At 66.7% G+C, this 23,242-nt stretch carries 16 protein-coding genes; 4 read left to right on the forward strand and 12 right to left on the reverse strand.

All coding sequences use genetic code 11. The annotated features are described in order from the left end of the window. Positions 1-140 precede the first annotated feature (140 nt). From AC1AZA_RS07990 to AC1AZA_RS08025, 8 genes are all read right to left on the reverse strand, one after another. Positions 141-1,292 carry a glycoside hydrolase family 88 protein gene (locus AC1AZA_RS07990; protein ID WP_476514136.1) on the reverse strand — a complete coding sequence of 384 codons (1,152 nt, stop codon included), beginning with the start codon at positions 1,290-1,292 and terminating at the stop codon, positions 141-143. Positions 1,293-1,433: 141 nt separating this feature from the next. After that, entirely contained in the window at positions 1,434-3,023 is a 1,590-nt protein-coding gene (locus AC1AZA_RS07995; protein WP_476514137.1) for an MFS transporter, read from the reverse strand. Between the two features lie 437 nt (positions 3,024-3,460). After that, positions 3,461-4,996 carry an MFS transporter gene (locus tag AC1AZA_RS08000; protein WP_476514138.1) on the reverse strand — a complete coding sequence of 512 codons (1,536 nt, stop codon included), beginning with the start codon at positions 4,994-4,996 and terminating at the stop codon, positions 3,461-3,463. Between the two features lie 33 nt (positions 4,997-5,029). Further along, positions 5,030-6,556 carry a sucrose phosphorylase gene (gtfA, locus tag AC1AZA_RS08005; protein WP_476514139.1) on the reverse strand — a complete coding sequence of 509 codons (1,527 nt, stop codon included), beginning with the start codon at positions 6,554-6,556 and terminating at the stop codon, positions 5,030-5,032. Positions 6,557-7,089: 533 nt separating this feature from the next. After that, entirely contained in the window at positions 7,090-8,430 is a 1,341-nt protein-coding gene (locus tag AC1AZA_RS08010) for an Nramp family divalent metal transporter (RefSeq protein WP_476514193.1), read from the reverse strand. A gap of 180 nt (positions 8,431-8,610) precedes the next feature. Continuing rightward, complete coding sequence (locus AC1AZA_RS08015) at positions 8,611-9,396, reverse strand: HNH endonuclease family protein (RefSeq protein WP_476514140.1); 786 nt, start codon at positions 9,394-9,396, stop codon at positions 8,611-8,613. Positions 9,397-9,414: 18 nt separating this feature from the next. Continuing rightward, on the reverse strand, positions 9,415-10,284 hold the full coding sequence (locus AC1AZA_RS08020) for an aldo/keto reductase (RefSeq protein WP_476514141.1): 870 nt from the start codon (positions 10,282-10,284) through the stop codon (positions 9,415-9,417). A gap of 84 nt (positions 10,285-10,368) precedes the next feature. Next, a complete protein-coding gene (locus AC1AZA_RS08025; RefSeq protein WP_476514142.1) occupies positions 10,369-10,878 on the reverse strand; it encodes a hypothetical protein in 510 nt (169 codons plus the stop codon). Positions 10,879-11,598: 720 nt separating this feature from the next. On the opposite strand from AC1AZA_RS08025, the gene AC1AZA_RS08030 reads away from it, so the two are divergent. From AC1AZA_RS08030 to AC1AZA_RS08045, 4 genes are all read left to right on the forward strand, one after another. Next, positions 11,599-12,207 (forward strand): MptD family putative ECF transporter S component, encoded by a 609-nt coding sequence (locus AC1AZA_RS08030; RefSeq protein WP_476514143.1) that lies wholly within the window; start codon positions 11,599-11,601, stop codon positions 12,205-12,207. A gap of 19 nt (positions 12,208-12,226) precedes the next feature. Beyond that, on the forward strand, positions 12,227-12,964 hold the full coding sequence (locus AC1AZA_RS08035; protein WP_476514144.1) for an energy-coupling factor transporter transmembrane component T: 738 nt from the start codon (positions 12,227-12,229) through the stop codon (positions 12,962-12,964). A 14-nt stretch (positions 12,965-12,978) separates the two neighbouring features. Then, positions 12,979-14,562, forward strand: coding sequence for an ABC transporter ATP-binding protein (locus tag AC1AZA_RS08040; protein WP_476514145.1), 1,584 nt, complete (start codon positions 12,979-12,981; stop codon positions 14,560-14,562). 181 nt (positions 14,563-14,743) lie between these two features. After that, positions 14,744-16,567, forward strand: coding sequence for an AMP-dependent synthetase/ligase (locus AC1AZA_RS08045; RefSeq protein WP_476514146.1), 1,824 nt, complete (start codon positions 14,744-14,746; stop codon positions 16,565-16,567). Between the two features lie 63 nt (positions 16,568-16,630). On the opposite strand, the gene AC1AZA_RS08050 is transcribed toward AC1AZA_RS08045, so the two are convergent. The 4 genes from AC1AZA_RS08050 to AC1AZA_RS08065 all read right to left on the reverse strand — a co-directional run bounded on the left by AC1AZA_RS08050 (position 16,631) and on the right by AC1AZA_RS08065 (position 22,936). Further along, on the reverse strand, positions 16,631-17,521 hold the full coding sequence (locus AC1AZA_RS08050) for an HTH domain-containing protein (RefSeq protein WP_476514147.1): 891 nt from the start codon (positions 17,519-17,521) through the stop codon (positions 16,631-16,633). After that, positions 17,518-18,495, reverse strand: a complete 978-nt coding sequence (locus tag AC1AZA_RS08055; protein WP_476514148.1) for a class C sortase — start codon at positions 18,493-18,495, stop codon at positions 17,518-17,520. The genes AC1AZA_RS08050 and AC1AZA_RS08055 overlap by 4 nt, the downstream gene beginning before the upstream one ends. A gap of 27 nt (positions 18,496-18,522) precedes the next feature. Continuing rightward, positions 18,523-20,205, reverse strand: coding sequence for a SpaH/EbpB family LPXTG-anchored major pilin (locus AC1AZA_RS08060; protein ID WP_476514149.1), 1,683 nt, complete (start codon positions 20,203-20,205; stop codon positions 18,523-18,525). 136 nt (positions 20,206-20,341) lie between these two features. Beyond that, a complete protein-coding gene (locus AC1AZA_RS08065; RefSeq protein ID WP_476514150.1) occupies positions 20,342-22,936 on the reverse strand; it encodes a SpaA isopeptide-forming pilin-related protein in 2,595 nt (864 codons plus the stop codon). Positions 22,937-23,242 lie beyond the last annotated feature (306 nt).

The following is a 23,242-nucleotide window of genomic DNA, read 5'->3' on the forward strand; positions in this document are numbered from 1 at the left end:
CGAAACGGACGTCCGACGAAGGCCCCGCGCCAAGGTCAGCCACCCGCATACCGCGCCGAAATCCGCTCAATCCTCACGCGGTCACCAGCCTCGCGCGCGATCACCAGTCTCACGCGGCCGCCAACCTCACTGCAGCCGCATCACCACAGGTCGGCGGCACGCCCCTGCAGACGCAGCACGGCTTCGAGCAGGAAGTAGTCGGCGTAGATGATCGGCACGTGGATGCGGCCGTCGTGGTACTTGTCGGAGCACAGCTGCACCACGCCGTCGCGTTCCGGGTCGAAGTCGCACGCCTTGTCCGCCACGGCCTTCAGGATCACCATCGCCCACTGGCGGTAGAACGCGCGCTCGGCGTCCGGCACCAGCTCGGCAAGCTCGATCAGCCCGTCGGCGGCCACGCAGGAGGCGATCGCGTCGAACACCTTCGGCTCGGCCGGCTGGCGGAAGTCCACGAGCGCGATGCCGCCGGTCAGCGCCACCTGCGAGCAGAAGTAGTGCGCGATCCGCTTGGCCGCGTCGAGGTAGCGCTCGTCTCCGGTGTGGCGGTAGGCGCGCGCGAAGCCGAACACGCCCCACGCCTGACCGCGGCTCCAGCTGGAACCGGCCTCGTAGCCCTGCCCGGCCGGAGCCTCCTCGAACTCGCCGGTGGCAGGGTCGAAGCACACGATGTGGTTGCACGAGCCGTCCGAACGCACCACGTTGGCCAGCATGGTGTCCGCATGCAGGCGCGCCACCTCGGCGAAGCGCGGGTCGCCGGTCTCGTCCGTGGCCCAGAACAGCAGCGGGATGTTCATCATGGAATCCACGATCGCCCATCCCTCACGCCCGGGCTCGTTCCATGCGCGGATGAACCGGCCGATCGGGTTGAAGCGACCGGCCAGCACCGTGGCCACGTGCAGGCCGCGCACGCGCGAGGCCTCGTTGCGGGTGAGCCGCCAGTCGGCCACGGCTGACAGCAGCCACAGGAAGCCCACGTCATGGTCCAGCTTCTCGTAGGCGGCGATCACGCCGTCCAGCGTGGTCTCCTCGATGGTGCGGGCGGGCGTCATGTAGCTCGGGTCGCCCGTGGCGTGGAACATCTGCCACAGAATGCCCGGCCAGAATCCGTTCGTCCACCAGCCGGGGAATGTTTCCGCCATGTTTTCCTCATAGCGGCCGTCCACGGCGATGTACGGGATGCGCGTGCCGACCCGTTCGCGTTCCGCGGCGAACTTGGCCTCCAGTTTGCTGGCGGTGACGGCGGCCCACTGCGCGTCTTCGGAGGTGAGCTGATCGCTGATGGATGCGCCCATGTCGAAACCTTTCTCACAACGTTGTCGATGGCTGTGCGACGAGCCGATCAGACGAATCGATCAATGGATACGCCCATTATGCAGCAGACCATCACTAACACACGGCACCGGGCCGGCAGCGCACAGCCCGATCAGACCCGATCAGGCCCGATCGAACGCACCGCGTACGCTGACCGTGAACGCCGCGGACACGGCCGCGAGCACGGCGGACGCGGCGAACAGCCACGCGTACGATCCGGTCGCGTCCAACACCGCCCAAGCCACGAGCGCACCGAGCACCACGCTCAGCGTGGCGGCCAGATTGAGCGTGCCCAGCATGCGGCCGGCGTCCCGCGGATCGGGCAGTACGGCGGCCACGAGCTCCTGACCCACCGCGTTGAACAGGCCGAGACCGAATCCGGCGAATCCGGCGAACAGCAGCAGACCCAGCGCAGTACCGGGCAGCGCGATCGGCAGCAGGGCGCCCACGGCTACGCATGCCACGCCGGCGAGCGACGGCCCCCATGCGCCGAACCGGTCGGCGATCGGCCCGGACGCCCACGCGGCCAGCAGGGACACGGCCAGCGTCACCAAGCCCATCCAGGCGACCAGCATCGCGGCGTCGAGGTTGCCTGCATCCCCCGCGGAAGGCGCGGAGAACACGCCGTACTTGGCCACGAAGAACGCGACTACGCTCACGCTTCCCACAGCGGACATGAGGAACAGGCGGGACCAGAACACGCGGCGGAAGCCCGGCACCTTGCCCTTGAGGCTCAGCGATGCGAACGCGTCGTCCATGCTGTTGCTCGGCAGGCGCATCTCCAGACTGGACTTCTCGCGCGGCCACACGATCACGGCCACGATTCCGGCGAGCGCCAGGGACGCGGCGCCCCACGTGAGTCCCTGATGGATTCGGCCCACGAACAGCGCACCCGCGAAGCCGCCGAGCATCTGCGCCACGGCGAGCCCGGTGCCGTACCAGGCGTCCGCGCTCGGGCGGAACTTGTCCGGCACGCGGTCGGCCATCACGCTGACGAACGGGCCGATCAGCATGCCGTAGCACGCCTGCGTCACGCACCACAGGATCACCACGAGCCGGGGCAGGATCGCGGCCCCGCCGAGCGAGGCGACCGCCCACATGGCCAGCCCGGTGATCAGCCCGCCGGCCACGATCCACAGGGTGCGACGGCCGAACTTGGAATGCGTGCCGTCGGAGGTGGAGGCGAACATGGTCTGCGAGCAGAAGGCGATGATCGCTCCGAGCGCGTTGAGCAGGCACAATGCGGGCACTGCGGACGCGGCGCCGCCGAAGCGGTCGAGCCATGCAGGCAGCAGCGTGCCGGTGGCGGCGGCCCACGGCACCGAGCACAGGAGTGCGCCGGCAACGAAGCCAAGCTTGAGGCGCAGCACCTCACCCTTGGAGGGGCGCGTACCGTCGGCGGCCACGACCGGGTCGCGCATGTCCAGATACGCGGAATCCGGGTCGGGCATGGCTGCGTCGATGGTGGCGGCGGCCACGGCGGGCGTCACCTCGGTGGCCATGCGGGTGGACTGCAAGCCGGACTGCGTGACGGACGCCTCCGCCTTGTTCTGCGGCAGGCGGATGCTCAGGCGCGCGATGGCAGCCTTGTCCGCGGCAGACAGCACCTTGTCCGGGTCCGGACGGTCGTCGATGCCGGGGCGCACGTACACGTCCCCGGGCATGACGAACTTGCGCGGGGCGGGCTGCTGCGGCTGCTTCGATTCACTCATGGCGGTTCCTCTCTATCTCGCGGTGAATAAACACTGTGTTTCTCTTCCGCGCACCAGCCTAGAAACCGATTCCGACACCACTCGCCGACCATCATTGGCCGGACTGGGCAAATCCGCTGCCACGGCCCCTCCAGTTCGTCCGGACCGCAGACCTGTTTTCCGCTAGCTCCTGTCGTAGGGCAAAAGCGTTTCAGATCGGTGGTGACAATGTGCCCACGCTGTGCCCACTGCGTGCCCACACTGTCGCCAGTCATGCAAAACGCTTTCTCGCCGGTCGCACACCTGCCGAACGGTCCCCGGGCCCACATGCTGCCGGAAACGAGGCGAGGCCCCGGCACCGACCGTCGCACGCAGCGCGGCAACGCATGCATGCGGGACGGTCGGCCACCGGGGCCTCGCGGGAGAAGGGAAGTTACAAGGGTTACAGGGTTACGAGGCTACTTCACGTTCTTGATGCGCATGATCAGGAACGCGGCCACGAGCACCAGCACGATGGCGACCGGGAAGATCCACATGTAGTTCTGGCCGGAGATCACCACCACGATGGAGCCAAGCAGCGAACCGAGCACCGTGCACAGCGTGTTCGCCAGATTCAGGATGCCCAGATCCTTGCCGGCCTCGTCCGGGTTCGGCAGGACGGACACGTTGAGCGCCTGATCGATCGCGTTGTACACGCCGTAGCCGAAGCCGGCGATCGCGGCGAACAGGTACATGCCCCACGCGTTCGGGATGAGCCACGGCATGAGCACGCCCACTGCGTACAGGCAGCTGGCGATGGCGACCGGCACCTTGCGCATGCCGATCCGGTCCGTCAGCGGACCGGCGATCAGCGCGGCGACCAGCGACACCACGAGCGTGATGGTGGCCATGACGGCGATGATGTTCGCGGCCTCGTCGGCCAGCGCCTGCTCCTTGAGTCCGGAGCCTGCGAGCGTGTAGTACTTGACGATGTACAGCTGGTACATGACGATCATGTTGTAGCCGGCCATCATCATGGTGCGGCCGAACAGCGCGTAGTAGAAGTCCGGGGCGTTGCGCGGCGGGCGGAAGCTCATGAGCAGCATCCTGGCGCTGAACGGCTCGCGCGGCAGGTCCACGCTGGACTTCTCGCGCGGCCACACGATCACGGTCACCAGGCCGATGAACCCGAAGATGCACGCGGCCATGATGAAACCGGTGGACAGGCCGGCGGCCTTGATCACCTGCGCGCCCACGAGGGAGCCGAGGGTCTGGCCGCACGCGATGCCGGCGCCGTAGAAACCGGAGACCGTACCGCGGACCTTGTCCGGCACGCGGTCGGACATGGTGGCGACGAACGGGGCGAGCATCACGTTGTAGCCGAGCTGCATGCCGCACCAGGCCACCATGATCACGGCGTGCGAGTGCGTGGCGCCGAGCAACAGCGCGCACAGGCCGGTCACCACGCCGCCGGCGATGATCCACGGGGTGCGGCGGCCGAAGCGCGAGCGCGTCAGGTCGGAGAACGTGCCGAAGATCACGTTGGCGAGCAGGGCCACCACGGATCCGGCGGCGTTCAGGGCGCCGATCATGGCATCGCGCGAGGAGGGGTCGATCTGGTCGAGCAGCTCGGGCAGGATCAGCGAGCTCAGCGCCACCCACGGGATGGCGCAGGCCACGGCGGACAGCGTGAAGCCGACGCCGAGGCGGATGATCTCCGTCTTGGTGGGGCGATGGCCGTCCGCGGAGACCATCGGGTCGCGCATGTCGTTGAACGCGGAGTTGAGGTCCGGCGCGGCGGCGTCCACGCTGGCGACGGCGGTGGCGAGGTTCGCGGCGTTGGCCTGCGCGTCCGCCACGGACGTTTCGGTCAGGCTCCCCTCGATGTTCTTGGTGTTGCCCGGTTGCATGGCCAAACGCTCCACGGCCTCCTTCTGTTCGGGGGTCAGTGCCTTGTCGAGGTCCGGACGGTCGTCGATGCCCGGACGGACGAACTTGTCGTTGTCTTCACTCATCGGTGTGCTCCTTGTGCGTTGCTGCGGTCCGGTTCAGGCGGCCACGACGGGCGGTTCGGCCAGCAGGTCGCGGGTCTCGTGCTCGCCGGCGGCGTCGGTCCACGTCAGGGATGCGACCGGGGCGGCGTTGTCCGTGCCCATGCCGGCGGACGGCTCGAACGTGAGCTCGGCGGCGGTGCCCGTGGCGGCGTTCTTCCAGCGCAGCACGATCGCCTTGTCTCCGTCCGTCAGCTCGTAGGAGAACTCGCCGTCGAATGCATCCAGCTCGTTGCGGAACTTCGCCAGGGCATTCAGGGCCTTGACCACCGGACGGGCCAGGTTCTCGTCCACCTCCGCGGTGGAGTAGTAGTGGCGGTTGATGTCGCGGCCGTTGTTGGTGCGGCGCAGCAGGTCCATGTCGTTCGAGCCGGCGAGCGCACCCACGTAGTAGACCTGCGGCACGCCGGGCAGGAAGAACTGCACGGCACGGGCGGCCAGATAGTGCTGGTCGTTGCGGCCGAGGGCCGAATAGTACGTGGAGTTGACCTGGTAGAGGTCCAGGTTGCTGGCGGCGGCGCCGGTGGCGGCCTGGGACTCGCCGTTGGTGTTGGCGTGGATGGTCTTGACCAGGTTGTCCACGTCCTCGTCGGGGATGAGGCCCTTGAGGCTGCGGTCCAGCTGGTCGGAGCCGATGTCGATCACGCCGATGCCGTCGTGCGTGTCCAGCACGGTGACGGCGTTGTTCGGGCGGATGCGCGTCCACTCGGCGAGCGGCTTCACGTCCCCGGAGAACACGGAGTGCAGCAGCAGCGGAGGCAGCGCGAAGTCGTACACGCGGTCCACCTTGGAGGCGATCTCCACCTGCTTCTTGTAGTACGAGTGCACCTCGATGAGGATTTCGAGCCCGCGCTTGACGCCCTCCTCCCTCAGGCGGGAGATGAGCTTGAAGGTCTTGGGCGTCATGAAGCAGCTGGTACCGGCCTCCTTGGCGCCGTAGCCCACCGCGTCGAGGCGGATGTAGCTCACGTGGCTGGCGGCCATCTGGTCGAAGATGGACATGAGGTACTCCCAGCCCTTGTCCGAATCGGTGTCGATGTCCACCTGCTGCGGGGTGAAGCTCACCCACACCAGACGGGTCTTGCCGGCGAACTTGTAGTGCGTGAACGGCAGGCCCGGGCGCGGGCGGTAGATGCCGGCGAGGTCCTCCTCGGTGGCGCCGTCGGGGAACACGGAGCTCATGGTGAGGAACATCGGATAGTATTCGGATTCCTCGCCGCGGGCCAGCACGTCCTGGAACTGCTTGGACTGCCAGCTCATGTGGTTCACGATCGCGTCGACCATGATGTCGTGCGTGCGGCTGAGCTCGGCCACGTCGTCCCAGGAGCCGAGGCGGGAGTCCACCTTGGTGTGGTCGATCGGGTCGAAGCCGGCGTCCGCGCCGTCGAACGGGGTGAAGAACGGCAGGATGTGGACGCCGTCGTACACGCCGTCGAAGCGGGTGCGCAGGATGTCGGTCATGGATTTGAGGGTGCCGTCGCCCAAACGGTCGGCGTAGGTGATGAGCTGCACCTTGTTCTTCATGGCATCTCCTTCGTTGGTGATGGGTATGCGGTTGATGTGGAAGTCTGGCTGGTTGAGTTGTGGCCCGGCAGGCGGTGTCGCGCCTGTGTCGAACCGGTTCGATGACGCGTACGGTCTTGACGCCCTCCGCCTCGGCGGCTTCGGGCCGGACCCCAGTGCTGCGATCTATTGATGATTGTCACACCGTTGTGTATCGAACCGGTTCGATAATACCGCTCGCAAACACTCCCTCGCAACTCGCCATCCCTCGGCGTGTCGCACCCCTCCCGGCGTACCCAACGCCGGCGACGCCGCTCGCAAACACACAGGCTTCAAACACACCCCGCAGCCCGTAGTCCGCCCGTCCCGTCACCCGATCACAACCAACAACGGCGGCGATCCGAGGCACAAGCAACTCCCCTGTGTCTCACCACCATCTTCCCCACTTATGGATGCGACTTGAGACACAAACAGCCCCTCCCGTGTCGCGAATCGCCACCGTTCCCACAGCGAGCAGTCGGAACGAGCCGCGCCGCGCCGCACAGCGCCCGCGGTCACGCCCGTCCGGTGAGCGTCAGGAACACCAGCAGCACGTTCAGCGCAATGATGAGCACCGCTACCGCAATGAAGATCACATGCTTCACGGCACCGTCCACGTACTGCCCCATGAGCTTGCGGTCATGCGTGTAGCGCATGAGCGGGATGATGGCGAACGGGATGCCGATCGACAGGATCACCTGCCCCACCACCAGGGCCATGGTCGGGTTCGGCGCAAACCACAGCACCACGAGCGCCGGCACCAGCGTCACCACGCGGCACGCCCACATCGGCGCCTTGATATGCAGCAGTCCGCGCATGATCTCCGAGCCGGCGTACGTGCCCACGGACGTGGAGCTCAGCGAGGAGGCCAGCAGCCCGATCGAGAAGATCACGCCGATCGTGGGCCCCAGCACCGTCACGATCGCCCGCTGCGCACCCTCGATGGAATCGGTGCCCTGCATGCCGTACAGGCTGTTCGCGGCGATGAGCAGCAGCGAGAGGTTCACCGTGCCGGCGAGCAGCAGCGCCCACACCACGTCGATCTTGGAGCCGCGCAGCAGCTGGCGCACGCTCGGCTTCTGCTGGCCGCCCGCGTAATGGTCGTTGACCAGCGTGGAATGCAGGTAGATGGCGTGCGGCATCACGGTCGCACCCAGCATGGAGGAGGCCATGAGCACCGAGTCCGTGCCGCTGAACCGGGGCGTCAGCCCGCCCAGCACGGCACCGGCGGACGGCGGGTCGATCACGAGCCCGGCTATGAACCCGAACGTGATGACGAGCAGCAGCGAGATGACGATCTTCTCGAACACGCGCTGCGTGCGTCCGCCTTCGAACAGCAGCATCACCGTGGACACCGCGCCGATCACGCATCCGCCCACGAACAACGGCAGGTCGAACAGCAGGTTCAGCGCAATGGCCCCGCCGATCACCTCCGCCAGATCGGTGGAGATGGCGATCACCTCCGCCTGCATGAAGAACATGAACCGCCCGGCGTCGCTCATCCGCTCGCCCAGAATCTGCGGCAGCGACTTGCCGGTCACGATGCCCAGTTTGGCGGACTGGTACTGGATGAGCACGCTCATGGCGTTGGCGAGCACCAGCACCCACACCAGCAGGAACCCGTAGCGCGCGCCGGACGTGATGTTCGCCGCCACGTTGCCCGGATCCACGTAGGCCACGGCCGCCACGAACGCCGGACCCAGAATGCTGGCCAGCGCGTGCCCTTTGCTCTTTCTGGCCTTGTCGGCCTCCTGCGCGTGACGTCGCTCCACTTCGATCTCCGAGGCGCTGCCCTCCACGCCCACGTCCACGCCCAGCTGGGGGAACTGCGCGGTTTCCGTGTTGTTGTTGCCCATGCCTCCGGCGGTCCTATCGACGCCGCCGTTAGTCGTCCGTTCGCCCGGCTCGCTCACCGTGTTCTCGCTCACCGCGTCCCTCTTCGTCGTGCTCTCGTCATGCGTCATGCCGATACCGCTCGCTTCCTTCCGATCCGCAACCGTTGTACCGCACCGGGGAGCCATGCGTGTAACGGCGCGTCACCGCGCGGGCACGCCCTGCCCGGGGCATCCGTGCAGTACGCCCTTCATCGCGCGTTTCTCCTCGCTCGTCACGCTCAGCCCGTACTTCGCCTTGACGCCGATCTGCCGCGCCACGTACGGGCACTGGTACGCCTTGTTGCTCGGCAGCCAGTAGGCGGCGGACGCGTTGCCCTTGTCCTCGTTGGCCGGGCCGTCCACGGCGAGCAGGTTGTACGTGTCGTTGCCGAACCGGTAGCGCGTGGCCGTGTCCCACGTGCTTGCGCCGGACTGCCACGCGTTCTCGAGCGCCACCACATGGTCGATCTGCACGGCCGTGCTGGTCTTGACGCCGCGCGTGAAGTCGATCACCTTCCCGGTATACGGATCGTTGAGCACGCCGGTCTTCACCTTGCAGCCGCCCGGCTTGGTGTAGGTCACATCCGTCATGTCGCGTGCGAGCACCGCCTCACGCACGTCGCAGCCGTCGCCGTCGTCGTCGGTCTTGCGGAATCCAAAGGCATCCCTGTCGTAGCGCGAGGCCGGTTTCGGATCGTCCACAACGGCAAGCGTGTCCAGCGTGGCGGCCGCATCTCCGGTGGCCGTGTATTCGCCGGTGATCTCGCCGATGCCGGGGTTGATGCGCGGCAGCAGCACGCCGACCGTCACGCCCGCGATCACCGCCGCCACGACGAGGATCAGCACGCGTTCAAGCGGCGAGGACCCCCACGGGGCACGGCGGTAGCGCACGCCGCGGGAGCGAATCCCGCGGAACCCGGACCGGCGACCGTATCGTCTCCGTCCCATGTCAGAAGACGAGTCCCGTCACGCGTAGGAGAAGGTCATCGGGTCGTGGCCCATGCGCCCGTCGCCGTCCAGCGCGTCGATCGCCGCATGCTCCTCGGTGGTGAGCGCAAAGCCGAACAGGTCGATGTTCTCCTTCTGGCGGCCGGCGTGCACGGACTTGGGGATGACGATCGTCCCGTTCTCGATGTGCCAGCGCAGGATCGCCTGCGCGGGGCTCACGCCGTGGGCTGCCGCGATGCGTTCGACCGTCCCGTCCCCGGCCGCGAGATCCTTGCCGCGCGCCATGGGCGAGTAGGCTTCCACGGCAATGCCATGCTCCTTGCAGTAGGCGACCGTTTCGCGCTGCTGCCAAGTGGGGTGGATCTCCAGCTGGTCCACGGCCGGCCATTCGCCGGTTTCCTCGTGCAGCCGTTCCAGATGCTTGGGCAGGAAGTTGCACACGCCGAGCGTGCGGATGCGCCCCTCTTCGCGCAGACGCACCATGGCCTTCCAGCTCACGCCGCTGCGCCAGTCGAACGGGGTGGGCCAGTGGATCATGTACATGTCCACGTAGTCGAGCCTGAGCAGACCCAGCTGGCGGTCGAATGCCTTGAGCGTGGAGTCGTAGCCCTGTTCGGAGTCGCGCAGCTTGGTCGTCATCCACAGGCTCCTGCGCGCCTCACCCTGCGTGAACCCGGCGGCTTCGAGTGCACGGCCTACGCCGCCCTCGTTGTTGTAGCCGGCCGCGCCGTCGATGTGGCGGTAGCCAGCCGCGAGCGCCGATTCGACGACCGGCGTCACGCCGTCATCATCGATGCGCAGCACGCCCAATCCCACCTGCGGGATGCGGTTGCCGTCCGACAGTTCGATCATCGGCACCGGGGCCGCCGCCTTGTCCAATTCGCTCATTACGGTTATTCCTCTCCTCGTGGTCCTTCGCGGTTCCATGCGCCGCGTGCGATGCACCGCGCAGCGCCGCACCACGCCAATCGTTCAGCGGTAGTCGACGTCCCACGTGATGTGGCGCTCATGCTTCATGAAGCACCATGCGGACACGCGGTCGGCGTCCGCGTCTCCCATGAGCGCGCGCACGGCGAGCACGGTCTGCGCGCCGAAGGGCAGCGCGTTGAAATGCTCGTACGCATTCCACCCGTCCACGGCCGTCACGCGGGAGTCGTGGTCGTCGGTGTACCCATATCCCGCGGCGTTGGACCAGCCGAAGAAGCACAGGCCCCACGCGTCGTGCTCGTCGAGCTCCTTCTCGAAGGCATTCGCGGCGGCGATGTCCTCGTCGTTCGCCCCGTATGCGCGCGAACGGGCGTCTGCCCTGTCCCGCCAGTCGGCGGGGACGGACTGCGGTCGGGAAAACGTGCGGGGCAGGGCATCCTCGGCCACGATGCGCATCGGGGTTCCGCCGGTCACGCCGGAAAGCAGCAAGCCCAGCGTACGGGCGGGCGCATTCGGCGGAATGTTCGCCAGCGCATCTGACAGACGATCGTTCATGGTGGTCCCCTTTGGTTCCCGGTTCGCGCAGTGCGCGGTTCTGCGTGCGATTATAGTCGGGCCACGGTCCGGTCATGGCAGACGGGTGCCGCTGGGATTCCGTCGCGGCATTCGCCGAGACGCTCCAATGCCGCACCGCACCCTAATGCAATGTTTCGCCGGGGCAGCCGTTCGCTTCGAGAGGCGATGCAACTCCGTCCGGGAGCTGTCTTCTCCGATGCGACGCGCGGAGGACACGGGAACGAGTTTTACGGCGTTTCGACGCTTCGGTGTATTTATCGGTCTCCTGTACGAGGCTATCTCACTTCCGGGGGTATATTTCCGCTCCCGCGGACACCTATCTGCGTTCGTGGGGTACCTGCGCGGGCGCACCGCCGGTATAAACGCGCATGTGCCCTTGCAATTCCAAGGATCGCAACGGTTCATTCCCCGCCGATACCGGTCGTCGGGCACCCCACGAACGCAGATAGCTTCGTGCAAGTCCCCTAATCTGCCCCACGCTACGCAGTTATCCGCCAGCCGTTCAGGCTACGTAGTCCCGACCGCCCCCTTCCGAACACGCCGCGCCGCCCGCCGGGACCGAGCGACTCGCATACCACAAAAATTCCTCAAAAACAAGTAGTGACTTTTGCCTCCCATTGCCGTAAGGTGCGGTTCCAGCATGTCCTTTCCGCATCACCGCCGACCGGACAGATTCCTACCGTGAAGGAGCCGCAACCCATGACCACCGCGTCCAACGATCGCCCCGACAGCAAGCTCAACACCCGCGACTACATCTACATCGGCGTGTACACGGTGCTGTACTTCGTGCTCATCTGCGTGGCCGCCATGATCGCAAACCTCATTCCCGGAGGCCAGCTGTTCATGGGGCTCGCGTGCGGCATCCTCGGCGGCGTGCCATACATGCTCGTACTCATGAAGTCCCGCCATTTCGGCGCAGTCACCATCGTGGGCATCCTGCTGGCGCTCATCATGGGCGTCATCCACGGCAATTGGTACACGATCGTGACCGCCGTGGTTTCCGGTGTGGCGGCAGATCTCATCGCCCGCGCAGGCGGCTACCGCAAGCTCACGCTCAACGTGCTGTCCGCAGGCGTGTTCAACCTGTGGAACCTGGGCCTGTTCCTGCCGTTCTACATCGGCCGCAACGAGTATCTCGCCGCGCAGGCCGCCAAGAAGGGCGCCGAATGGTCGCAGAACATGGCCAACCTGTTCCCCGAGTGGATGCTGCCGGTGATCATCCTCATGGGCGTGGTGGGCGGCCTGGCTGGCGCGTGGATCGCCAAGCTGCTCATGCGCAAGCACTTCCAGCGCGCCGGTCTGGTCTGATTGCACAAGACGGTCCATCTTGAATTTTTCCGTCACCGGCTACCGCGGCATTCTGCGGCTTGACCCGCGCACCAAGATCCTGTTCACGCTCACCGTGGGCGCGTTCTGCCTGACCATGCTCGGCGGTTCGAGCGTCACGGCCACCGTGATCCGTAGCGCGCTGACGGTTGCGTCGTTCGCGCTGCTCGCCGTGAGCGGCCGTCCCAAGGCGGCGCTGGTGTTTCTGGCGTGGCTGGCCGTGGCCTATGCGGCGGCCGAGTGGCTGCTTCCCCACGTGGGCGGATTCCTCGGCTGGTTCATCTATGCGTCGCTGGGCATGGCCACGCAGACGCTGCCCAGCGCGGTGGCCTCCTATTGGCTGCTGTTCACCACCACGGCGGGAGAGCTCATCGCCGCGCTGCAGCGCGCCCGCGTGCCGCAGGCCGTGACTATCCCGTTGGCCGTCATGTTCCGGTTCTTTCCCACGGTGACGGGCGAGGCGCGGCAGATCAACGACGCGATGCGCATGCGCGGCGTGCATCTGGGCGGCGGCAAGGCGGCGGACATGTTCGAATACCGGGTGGTGCCGATGGTCACGAATTCGGTGAAGATCGCGGACGAGCTCAGTCAGGCGGCCCTGACGCGCGGGCTCGGCGCGTCGCCCACACGCACCAGCATTGCGCGCATCGGCTTCGGATGGGCCGACTGCCTGATCGCCGCCGGGTGCGCGGCCTGCTTCGCAGCGCTGGTCCTCCGCGGATTCGGGGTGCTGGCATGATCCGCTTCGACGATGTGAGTTTCGAATACGCCGGGGGCACGCACACCGGCATCCACGGATTGAGCGGTGAGATCCCGGACGGGCAGACGCTACTGCTGTGCGGCGATTCGGGGTGCGGCAAGACCACCCTCACCCGCCTGATCAACGGACTCGCCCCGCACTACTTCGACGGCACGCTCACCGGACGCGTGACCGTGGAGGGGCTGGACACCGCGACCGCCCCGGGCGGGTTGACCGCCATCGCCCGGCATGTGGGGTCGGTGTTCCAGAATCCCAAGAGCCAGTTCTTCACGTTGGACGTGACCGGCGAGCTGGCATTCGCCTGCGAAAACTTCCGGATGCCGCCCGATCGGATCCGCGAGCGCATTGCTTCCGTGGCGGCCGACTTCCATATGGAGGATCTGTTGGGCCGGCCCATCACCGATCTGTCCGGCGGGCAGAAGCAGAAGGTGGCGTGCGCGTCGGTGTCCACGGCGGGTCCGGACGTGCTGGTGCTGGACGAACCGAGCAGCAATCTCGACGCGCGGGCCATCGGTGACCTGCGCGCGATCATCGCCCTGTGGAAGTCGCAGGGCAAGACCGTGGTGATTGCCGAGCACCGGCTGTACTGGCTCGACGGGCTCATCGACCGCGTCTGGTATTTGCGCGACGGCCGGCTCGAACGGGACATGACGGGCGCCGAGCTGCATGATCTGTCCGACGGGGAACGCCGTAGCCTTGGCCTGCGCCCGGTGCGCGCCGAGCAGATTGCCGAGGGGATCGCCCATGGGGCAGAGGTCGCAGCGGTCGCCCAGGCCGCACCGGATGCCCCGGTTGCGCCGGCTGCGGATCCGGCGGGCTCAGCCACGGCATCCTCCAGTTACGTCGTCGATCGTTTCTCCTACACCTATCGGCGCGCCAAGCAACCCACGCTGGACGTGCCCCACGCCCTGCTGCCAGCCGGGCGGGTGACTGCGGTCGTCGGCTTCAACGGGGCCGGCAAGTCCACGTTCGTGCGCTGTCTGCAAGGCCTCGACCGCCGCTGCAAGGGCGATCTGGTGCCGCCCTCCCCGGATGCCCCGGATGGCGGCGTTCCCGCGAAGCCGCTCGACCGCAAGGCCCGTCTCGGCGCATGCTTCACCGTATTGCAGGACGTGAACTGCGAGCTGTTCACCGAATCGGTGCTGGACGAGGTGCTGCTCGCCATGCCCGACGCCGATGACTCCGGCTCCGAATCCGAGCGCGAGGACCGCGCCAGAACGATTCTTGCCGGACTGGACCTTGCTGAGGTGACCGACCGCCATCCGCTGTCCCTGTCCGGCGGGCAGAAGCAGCGGGTCGCCATCGCAGCCGCGTTGGCGTCCGACCGGAGGATCATCATCTTCGACGAGCCGACCAGCGGCCTTGACATGCGGCACATGCGCGAGGTGGCGGACTTGCTGCGAGGTCTTGCCGCCGCCGGGCGCACGGTGGTCGTGGTCACGCACGATCCCGAATTCGCGCTGGCGGCCGCGGACAGCGTACTCGCCATTGACGGCGGTCGCGTCACGGGCTCCTATCCGCTTGACGCCGCAGGAGCGCGTCGCCTCGCAGATTTCCTCACCGCCACGGTCCAGTGAATCCTCGGCTTGTCGGAGGCTGCAAGCCAAGGATTCCGAACACGGCGTGGGCTAAATTCCCCGGGCGTGTTTTGTAGGTTTTCACAATGCCGCCGCCCGCCGGTTCCCCCTACGCTGGGAGATTGGATAAGTAGACCATGGCCTCGTGGACCGTGGCTCAACGGATCGAAGGATGACAGGCATGTTGCAGGAATACACCACTCCGGGCGAGTCGATCGTCGTGCGCGATGACGAGTCGCTGTTCTCTCTGCTCACCGAGCGCATCGCGCGCACCGGCGAGGACACGGTGATCGCCAGCCGCAAGACGGGTCCGGGCAGCTGGGCCACGGTGACGAGCGGCGAATTTCTGGAGCTGGTGCGTGCCGCCGCCAAGGGGTTCATGGCGTTCGGCATCGGCAAGGGCGACGCGGTGACGATCTTCTCCCCCACGCGTTGGGAGTGGGGCGTGCTGGATTTCGCGCTGGCGGCGATCGGCGCGGTGAGCGTGCCGATCTACGACACCGATTCCGCCCAGCAGGCCAAGCGCATCCTCATCGATTCGGATGTGAAGCTCGCCATTGCGGACAACGAGACGCGCTTCCACCGTCTGTACACGGTGATGGATGACTGCCCGTCGCTGCGCCGCATCCTCATGCTGGACAACAACGCTATGGGCGCGCTGCAGGGATTGGGCGCGTCGATCACGGACGAGGAGCTGGACGCTCGCATCGCCGCGGTGCGGGCGGACGACCTGGCGACCATCGTGTACACGTCCGGTTCGACCGGCGATCCGAAGGGCGCGGAGCTGACGCATCGCAACTTCCTGTCCATCGTGCGGGCCGCCACCGAATGCCTGCATGAAATGGTTGCGGACGATCACCCGCGTCTGCTGCTGTTCCTGCCGTTGGCGCATTGCTTCGCCCGGTTCATTCAGTACGTGTCCATCGGCAGCGACGACGGCGTGGTCGGCTACCTGCCGGACACGCACTCCCTGCTGCCGGATCTGCGCTCCTTCCAGCCGACGTACCTGCTGGGCGTGCCGCGTGTGTTCGAGAAGGTGTACAACGCCGCCTCCCGCAAGGCCGGCAATGGTGTGAAGGGCCGCCTGTTCCTCAAGGCTGCCGAGGCCGCACGCGACTGGTCTCGCACCGAGCAGTCCGGCGAAAAGCCCACCGCCCGGCAGATCAGCGAGCACGCCATGTACGAGGCGCTGGTCTACCGCACGGTGCGCAGCGCCCTCGGCCCGAAGATCCGCTACGTGGCGTGCGGCGGCGCGCCCCTGTCCGAGGATCTGGCGCATTTCTTCAACGGCATCGGCCTGCCGATGATTCAGGGCTACGGCATGACGGAAACCGCCGCTCCGTTCGCCGCCACCCGCGTAAGCGACAACGTGATCGGCACGGTGGGCCAGCCCGCGCCCGGCTCCTCGGTCCGTCTGGCCGAGGACGGCGAACTGGAGGTCAAGGGACCGAATGTGTTCCGCGGCTACCACAACCTGCCCGCCAAGACGGCCGAGGCGTTCACGGCCGATGGCTGGCTGCGGACCGGCGACCTTGCCACGATCGACGACGAAGGCCGCATTGCGATCACCGGCCGTAAGAAGGACATCATCATCACGGCCGGCGGCAAGAACGTGTCCCCCATCCCGCTCGAGGAGGAGATCGGTAAATGCCCGATCGTGGAGCATGCCGTGGTGGTGGGTGACGCCCGCCCGTTCGTGGGCGCACTGGTCACGCTCGACCCGGAGGGGCTTGCCGCCTGGTTGCCCACCCGGCGTCTGCCCGCGGACATGCCGATTGCCGAGGCCGCCCAGAACGACGAGGTGCGCGCCGAGATTCAGACCTACGTGGACAAGGCCAACGCCACGGTGTCCCGCGCCGAGTCGGTGCGCAAGTTCGTGGTGCTGGACGAGCAGTTCACGCAAGCCAACCGCTGCCTCACCCCGTCGCTCAAGGTGGTGCGCCCTGCCGTCAACCGCGTGTTTGCGGACGTGATCGACAAGGACCTCTACGCCGGCAAGCACTGACCGTACCGGCCTGCACCGGCACGAACCCGAGTTATGCGCGCCGGACTCGTGCCGGTGCAGCGTTCAGCCGAGTCGCCGTTCCAGCTCCGCAACGCGTTGCTCCAGCTCGTCGATGCGCGCCCGGCACCGCAGCAGTACGGCTTCCACCGAGTAGCGGTGGCATACGCTGTACGACGTATACGGCGCCGGTGTGGGTGTGAACGTCCGACGCCGTTCCGCCAGCACCGTTACCGCGGCATCCGCATCCTCGCCCGCGGCACGGTCTCCGCTGCCGCTTGAGCCGCCGGATCCGTAAGCGTACGCGTATTCCGTGGCGTGCCCGTACGAGGCAGTCGTGGCGTACGGGGCATACGCGGCGTGTCCGATCGCACTGTGGGACTCACTCTGCGTCCCAAATGCCGCCGGGTCTTCAGGCTCCGCCGTGCCCGCGTCTTCGGGTTCGTCGTCCGCCTCGCTGTAGAACACGCTGACCGTTGCATCTCGCCCGTCAGCGTTGCTCACGCCGCTTATGCCGCTCGGCCCGCTCACGCCGCCCGGCTCGTCCGACATTGCCGTACCCTCCGGCGCCGGCATCACGACGGCTTTCACCGTGGACGATGCGGCTTCGCATGCCTCGACATGCCGCCGGACCTCGGCTTTCCTCCCTCGTGGCCACCGGGACGGGTCAGGCCGTCCTGCAGCCATGCCATGGGCATCGCACCCATCGCCGTCGTCCGGGTCTGCTTCATCCTGCAGCCAGCGTTCGGCGCAACGGGCTATGCGCTTCTTGCCGATGATCTGCGGTCCCAGTCCTGCCGCCTCGAATATGGCGTTCGGTGATTCGCCGGCCCGCACTCGTCTGCGGAATTCGTTGCGGAACGTATTGGTGTAGTAGATGCGCGAGGGCGATACCAGCTTGACGGCCGGGATGCGTCGCAACAGCATCATCTGTTCCTCGTCGAATACGGTGGTCATGGTGTTCTCCTTGTCGATAGGTGCAGTCGAGGTTTCGCGGACCGTCTTCCGTGTCCGGTTCCGGTTCGCCGAACCCCGTCCCTGCCGTGTCCATGGCGGCTATGCGTACGCCGTCTGCTGTTCCGTGTGATCGTCCGTGTGATGGTGGTTCCGATCGCTATTCCGATCGCGGCAATCGCGCCGACGCCCGTCACGACTGTCCATGCGTCGAACCGCCACGGACCGGAACCGGCGTCCGCAGTGTTCTGTCGCAGGTCTTCCCCGGGTGTTGCCGCGACCCGTTCCCCGGTGACCAGCAGCCGGTGCGTGTTGATGCCGTACGGCGTGCAGGTCACCAGCGTCACCAGATCACGGCCATGTTCGATGCCGAGCACGGAAGCCTCCCGGGGCAGCACGACGCGCGTCCGGATCACCCGATAGGTGAGCGTGCGGTGCAGCACAGTGACCGTGAACCGATCGCCCGGGGCCAGCTCGTCCAATCGGGTGAACAGTTCGGCCGACGGCAGTCCTCGATGCCCGGTCAGGATGGCGTGCGTGTCCGTACCGCCCACGGGGAGGGACGAGCGTCGCAGATGCCCGGCCCCCTTGGCGAGCGCGGTTTCGCCGGTACCGTGGTAGATGGGCAGTCGCAGGCCGATGCGCGGCACGGTCACGTAGCCCATTACGCCGTCGGCACCGAGGTCCAGCGTTGCCTCATATATGTTGTCGGCAGGCACTTCCCCGGCGGCGAACGCCCGGTTGTACCGGTCGGCGGCGTCCTGCTCGCGACGCATCGCAACGTCGTCCAGCTGTGAGACGGCAGCACGGTACCCGGTGATGGCCGTAGCGTGTGTGCGCTCCGCCAGCAGGTTCGCCGCCATCGGGTACAGGCATACGGCCAGACCGGTGACGATGAGCAGCGCGGCGATGGCAACGGCGCCGGTATGGCGTTTCGGCCGAACGCTGCGCCTGCGTGCCGCATGTCGCGCCGCCATCATCGCCTCCCTGCCGTTGGGTTCGGGCTATGCTCTGCGCCGTCCGACGTGCGGTGCAACCAGCACGAGACCGCCGGCGATGAGCACGATGCCAACCGCGCTGAGTACCACAGTGCCGATGCCGCCCGTGCTGGGCAGTCCGCCTTTGAAGTTGGCGATGCTGCCGAATGCGTAACCGGGTGCGTCGGTTTCCTGTCCGATCACGTTGCCGGTGTATTCGCCTAGACTGTCCTCGGTTTTGCCGGTGTCCGTAATGGTGAAGGAGATCGGCACGGTATTGAGCACGTATCCGTCCGGAGCCTCGGTCTCGCGCAAGGCGTACTTGCCCTGGTCCAGCCCGGCTATGCCGAGCTGTCCGAGGCTGGCGTCTTCGGTGGACACGCGCAACGGCACGTCAGGATTCCCGGTTTCGCCCGCTTCGGGCAACCGGTACCTGCCGCGTGCCTCGTCCACGGCGATCACCGGCATAGCGTTGCCGTCGGCGTCGAGCAGACTGAATGCGGCTCCGGAGAGCGGCTGGTTGCCAGACCCGGTTTTCAGGATGCGCAGGCCGTAGGTATAAACGGTCACGTCGTCACGTTCAGTGCGGTGGTCGTTCTGGGCGTACGGGTTGGAGGAGTACTGGAGCACGACCTCGTTGCCGTTGCCTTCCGGCCCGATGACGGCCTTCGCATTCACGGTTGCGGAGTACCGTACGTGAATGCGCCGGTAGCCAGCTGCCTTGGCGTGGCGCGAACCGCTCAGATCGATGAGGAAGGTGACCTCGTTGCCGTCCAGGTCCTTGGCGCCGTCCACGGTGAGCGCATAGTCCGTGCCGGCCGTGAGCGTCGTTTCCTTCGCGTCGGCGGCCACGCCGCTGACGGTGATCGAACCGGTGTCGAGGTCGAGCCCCGGGTCCATCGCATCTGCGATCACGAACCGTTTGTTGACGGCCTTGGCGGGAAAAACCGGTACGTCGGCGCGCAGGTCGAAGGTCACGCGCTCTCCTACGCCGACGGAATCGGAGCCTGTGCCGTGCGCGTCCTTGCCGGTCACATGCCCGGGGACGGTTTCGTTCACGGACTTGTCCACGCCGGGGCGAGCTCGCTTCGAGGCAATGGTCACGGGGTCGATGTGCCATCCGGCGTCATGGAAGGCGGGAGCCACGTTGGCCATCACCGCCCGGTACACGTACGCCCCGCCGGTGGCGTGAATCACGTATCCGCCCATGGGCAGGTCAAATCGCGCGGAAACGCTGCCGTCCTGTGCGGGCTGTTTGCTGTTGGTGCCGGTAATGGCGGCCGCAGGCGTAACCTTATCGGTCGCGATCGCACCGGATACGGCGTCGGTGAAGGTGGAGATCTCCGTGGCGTTCCCGGGGTCCGCCACCGGGTCGGGCGTCAGGTCCGCGTATCGGTCGGTGACGGTTCCCTGTTCTCCGATGTACTGCGGGTAGTGTTCGGTCATCCAGTCCCGGATACTTGGCGTCCAGGTGTATTGAGGGTTTGCCGGGCGGTCGACGGCATGGTCGTAGTGCACGTCCAGAATCCGGTATGCGGTGGCGGTCGCCTCGGGTTCGATGTTGCTGACCGTGACCGTTCCGGTGTCTGTTGGGCTGATGGCCCCGGCGGGGAGCGCCGTGACTCCGATCGCGACCATGAGTCCGATCGCCGCGGTGATGACGCCGACGATGGCGCCTCTGCGTGTGGTGGTATGCGTATGCGTGGCCATGATGGTCTCCTTCTCACGACTGGTATGGCGTTGCCCGGGCATGATGCCCGGCTGTATGGGTATGGATGGTTGCTGCGCGAGCCGGCCGTCCCACGACTTCGTGGCAATCCCCCTGACGGCCGTTGCGCGGGATGGTTCAGTGTTTTCCGGGCCTCCTTGCGGTAATGATCAATGCGGTGATGCCAGCCAGAAGCAGTGTGCCTCCGGCCGTCACGGGTATGAGGATGCCTGTGCCTCCGGTGAGCGGCAGTTCCTCGGCCGGATGCTCCCTGTTGGTGAAGGAGATGGCGTCTGCCGTGACCGTAACGGCTCCCTGCAGGCTGGTGCCGGATGCCGCCGTTGTGCCGTTCACGAGCACCGTCGCGGTCAGACCGTACGTGGTTCCGGGCTGCGATGCGTCCTCTCGCTCGTGCACCCGAACTTCCAGCGTGTGCACCGTCCGGTCGTATTCGATGTTCGGTTCGCTGCCGGGCAGCTCGCGCACGCGGTAGCGGAAGACCGCCGTGCCATCGCCGCCTTTCGCCTTCCGGTAGACGTCCCACGTGATTCGCGGCAGACGCCATTGGGCCCGTCCTTCCGCATCGACCTTGGATGTGGTGCCGCCTTCGGGCTCAGGCGCTCCGTTCTGCGGTTCCAGCACCATGGCGAATCGACCGGATTCGATCGGCAGTTCGCCCTGATCCGAAAGGAAATGCTTGCGCGCCTGAACGGTCACGTCGATGGGGTTCGCCGGGTCTGCCTGCGTGTGGTGGTCGCCGTCGTACCGGTTGAAGGCCAGGCTGGCGTCGTCGTGGTAGACGACGGTAGTGTGCACGGCGTAGTAGTCGTCCGCCTTGGCCATGCCACCCGCCTCGATGATGCCGTTGATCTGACGCTGCGCTTTGGCCATGGCCTCCAGCCGTCCGCCCGTGTGCACCGTGGCCGCGTCCGTTCGGCCGCCCACGGTGACGCTGCTGCTGGAGACGAGCGGACGCCATGCCTCGTTGATGCCGTCCAGCCCGAGGGTCACCGGATTGCCGCCATTGCGGATGAACGCGTCCGCGCCATCGTAGTCCGCCGCCCGTCTGGCTGTGGACGCTGCGGAACCGTCCTTGGCGTGCAGGGTCATGGCTTCGCCGGACCGCGTGTAGTCGATGGCGAAATCTTCCTTGCTGGATACCGGTTTGGTCGCCGCGGAAGTCCATCGGTCGGCCGCGGCGGTGACTGCGTCCTTGGTGACGACGGCTCGGTCGCCTTCGCCGCCGGAGACGTTCGCGTCCACCTTGCCGGCGTTGGCCTTCACGGTGACGGGTACCGGATTCGCGCTCAGCCGGTAGCCGTCCGGAGCCTTGACCTCCACGAGTTCGTACCGCACGCCCTTTTCGCTGGCAGGCAGGTCACGCGCAACGAACGTGCCGTCGCTGCCCGTCGTCAGGCGGAGCACCCCTTTGCCATCCGCCCGGTCCGTTGTGGCGAGCATGCCGGAGTCGTCATACAGGGCGGCATGGTCCGAACCCTTGACGTACCGACCGTCCGCGGTCCTCAGCACGTATTCGGCGCCTGCGAGGCCCTGCTGCGGATTGGAGGCGCTGGTCTTGCGGAAGGAGAAGTCGCCGAGCACCGTGACGGATGCCGTGTGCTTGACCGTGCTGAGGAAGTTCACGTCCAGACCGTAGAAGTATGTGAGCGAGACCGCGTCCATGGCGCCGTTGCGATCGGTGTGGCGCACCGCATAGGTGTACTGGGCCATGGTCATAATAGCGCCTTCCTTGGCGTCGCCGTCGAAGCCTGTGACCGTCCATGCCGCATCGTCCGGCTCGGACACCGAGGAACCGACGGTGCGGTTGAAGCTGCGATCGCCGGTGCCGAACTTGGTGCGGTTCAGAATGGGCCGCAGTGGGAATGGCGCGGTGCCGTCGCCCTCGAGCGCCTTGACTGCGGCGGCATCGTCGGCAAGCTGATAGACGCCGGCCTCCACGCGGACGGTTTTCGGACGGTCCGCACCGGAGCGCACGTAGGTGACGCCGGCGTGGTGGTAGTACTCCTGATTGGGGTTGATTGCAGCATCTCGAGTAGTGGGGAAATTCCTCTCATACATCGAAGTTGGGAAAATATGAAAAACATTATCAGCTACAACTAAGTTCGGTATCTGCGTCCCCACCGGCACCCCCGGCATCGCCAACGCCTCCAGCCCGAGTCCGCGCGCGTTGATCTCGTACACGCCGCTCAGGTACTGCACGCCGTTGAGCAGCCGGATGGGCTTGAGCCCGCTCTGCCGGTAGGCCTTGCCCAGATCCCATGCGGGCCAGCCCATGTCACTGGTCACACCGTCGCCCTTCACGGCCGCCAGCACGTCCTTGCTGCTGCGCGAAGCAAGGTTCTGCCCGGCGAATTCACGCCGCACCTCGCGGTCCATCAGCGTGCGCAGGGTCGCATCCGGCACCATCGCGCGCATGTCCGCGTCCCATGTGGCGGGCAATGCCACGGATCCGCCGTCCACGGTGAGCATTGCGGCATCCGCCTGATCGGCAAGGCCTACGCCCGCCGTCAAAACGACGGCCACCGCGGCGAAGATCGCCATGCGCAGCGCGCACGCCCGGGCCAGATCCTTCAGCGGATCGCCGCATGCGCGCAGCAGGGAGCGAAGAACACCAGGGATACCGCCCGCACCGGGCATTTCACCGGTCTCGCCGCCCCCACCGGCTGCGTCCGCGCCGTGAGCCCGGTCCGCACCGGATTCAACCGGCGTCACGGAAACCGTAGGCGCGTGGGGTGATTGATCGAATGGTATTTGGGCAAGCTCGTATGAGCCATGGATAGCCGTAGGCATGGTACTCCCCTTCTGCGTCATCGCCTTGTTCGGAACCCCTGGCTATCCCTCAACGCCGGAATTCGTTGTACGACCATCAATACCCGCCGCAGCCGACACCGACGGCCGCCGCCGCGCACATAACGGGGCATGGCCGCAACGGCCTCGCACTGAGCATCGGCCTCGCACCGGCGTTCCGGGCCCCGTCGCCCGTTCCCCGTTGCAACACGCCGACGACCGCCACCGGTC

Source organism: Bifidobacterium sp. LH_389 (assembly GCF_056357235.1).

Coding starts and splice junctions, on each gene's coding strand:
- AC1AZA_RS07990 (WP_476514136.1), bottom strand. CDS start 1,292: ATGGGCGCATCCATCAGCGATCAGCTCACCTCCGAAGACGCGCAGTGG.
- AC1AZA_RS07995 (WP_476514137.1), bottom strand. CDS start 3,023: ATGAGTGAATCGAAGCAGCCGCAGCAGCCCGCCCCGCGCAAGTTCGTC.
- AC1AZA_RS08000 (WP_476514138.1), bottom strand. CDS start 4,996: ATGAGTGAAGACAACGACAAGTTCGTCCGTCCGGGCATCGACGACCGT.
- gtfA (WP_476514139.1), bottom strand. CDS start 6,556: ATGAAGAACAAGGTGCAGCTCATCACCTACGCCGACCGTTTGGGCGAC.
- AC1AZA_RS08010 (WP_476514193.1), bottom strand. CDS start 8,430: ATGGGCAACAACAACACGGAAACCGCGCAGTTCCCCCAGCTGGGCGTG.
- AC1AZA_RS08015 (WP_476514140.1), bottom strand. CDS start 9,396: ATGGGACGGAGACGATACGGTCGCCGGTCCGGGTTCCGCGGGATTCGC.
- AC1AZA_RS08020 (WP_476514141.1), bottom strand. CDS start 10,284: ATGAGCGAATTGGACAAGGCGGCGGCCCCGGTGCCGATGATCGAACTG.
- AC1AZA_RS08025 (WP_476514142.1), bottom strand. CDS start 10,878: ATGAACGATCGTCTGTCAGATGCGCTGGCGAACATTCCGCCGAATGCG.
- AC1AZA_RS08030 (WP_476514143.1), top strand. CDS start 11,599: ATGACCACCGCGTCCAACGATCGCCCCGACAGCAAGCTCAACACCCGC.
- AC1AZA_RS08045 (WP_476514146.1), top strand. CDS start 14,744: ATGTTGCAGGAATACACCACTCCGGGCGAGTCGATCGTCGTGCGCGAT.
- AC1AZA_RS08050 (WP_476514147.1), bottom strand. CDS start 17,521: ATGACCACCGTATTCGACGAGGAACAGATGATGCTGTTGCGACGCATC.
- AC1AZA_RS08055 (WP_476514148.1), bottom strand. CDS start 18,495: ATGGCGGCGCGACATGCGGCACGCAGGCGCAGCGTTCGGCCGAAACGC.
- AC1AZA_RS08060 (WP_476514149.1), bottom strand. CDS start 20,205: ATGGCCACGCATACGCATACCACCACACGCAGAGGCGCCATCGTCGGC.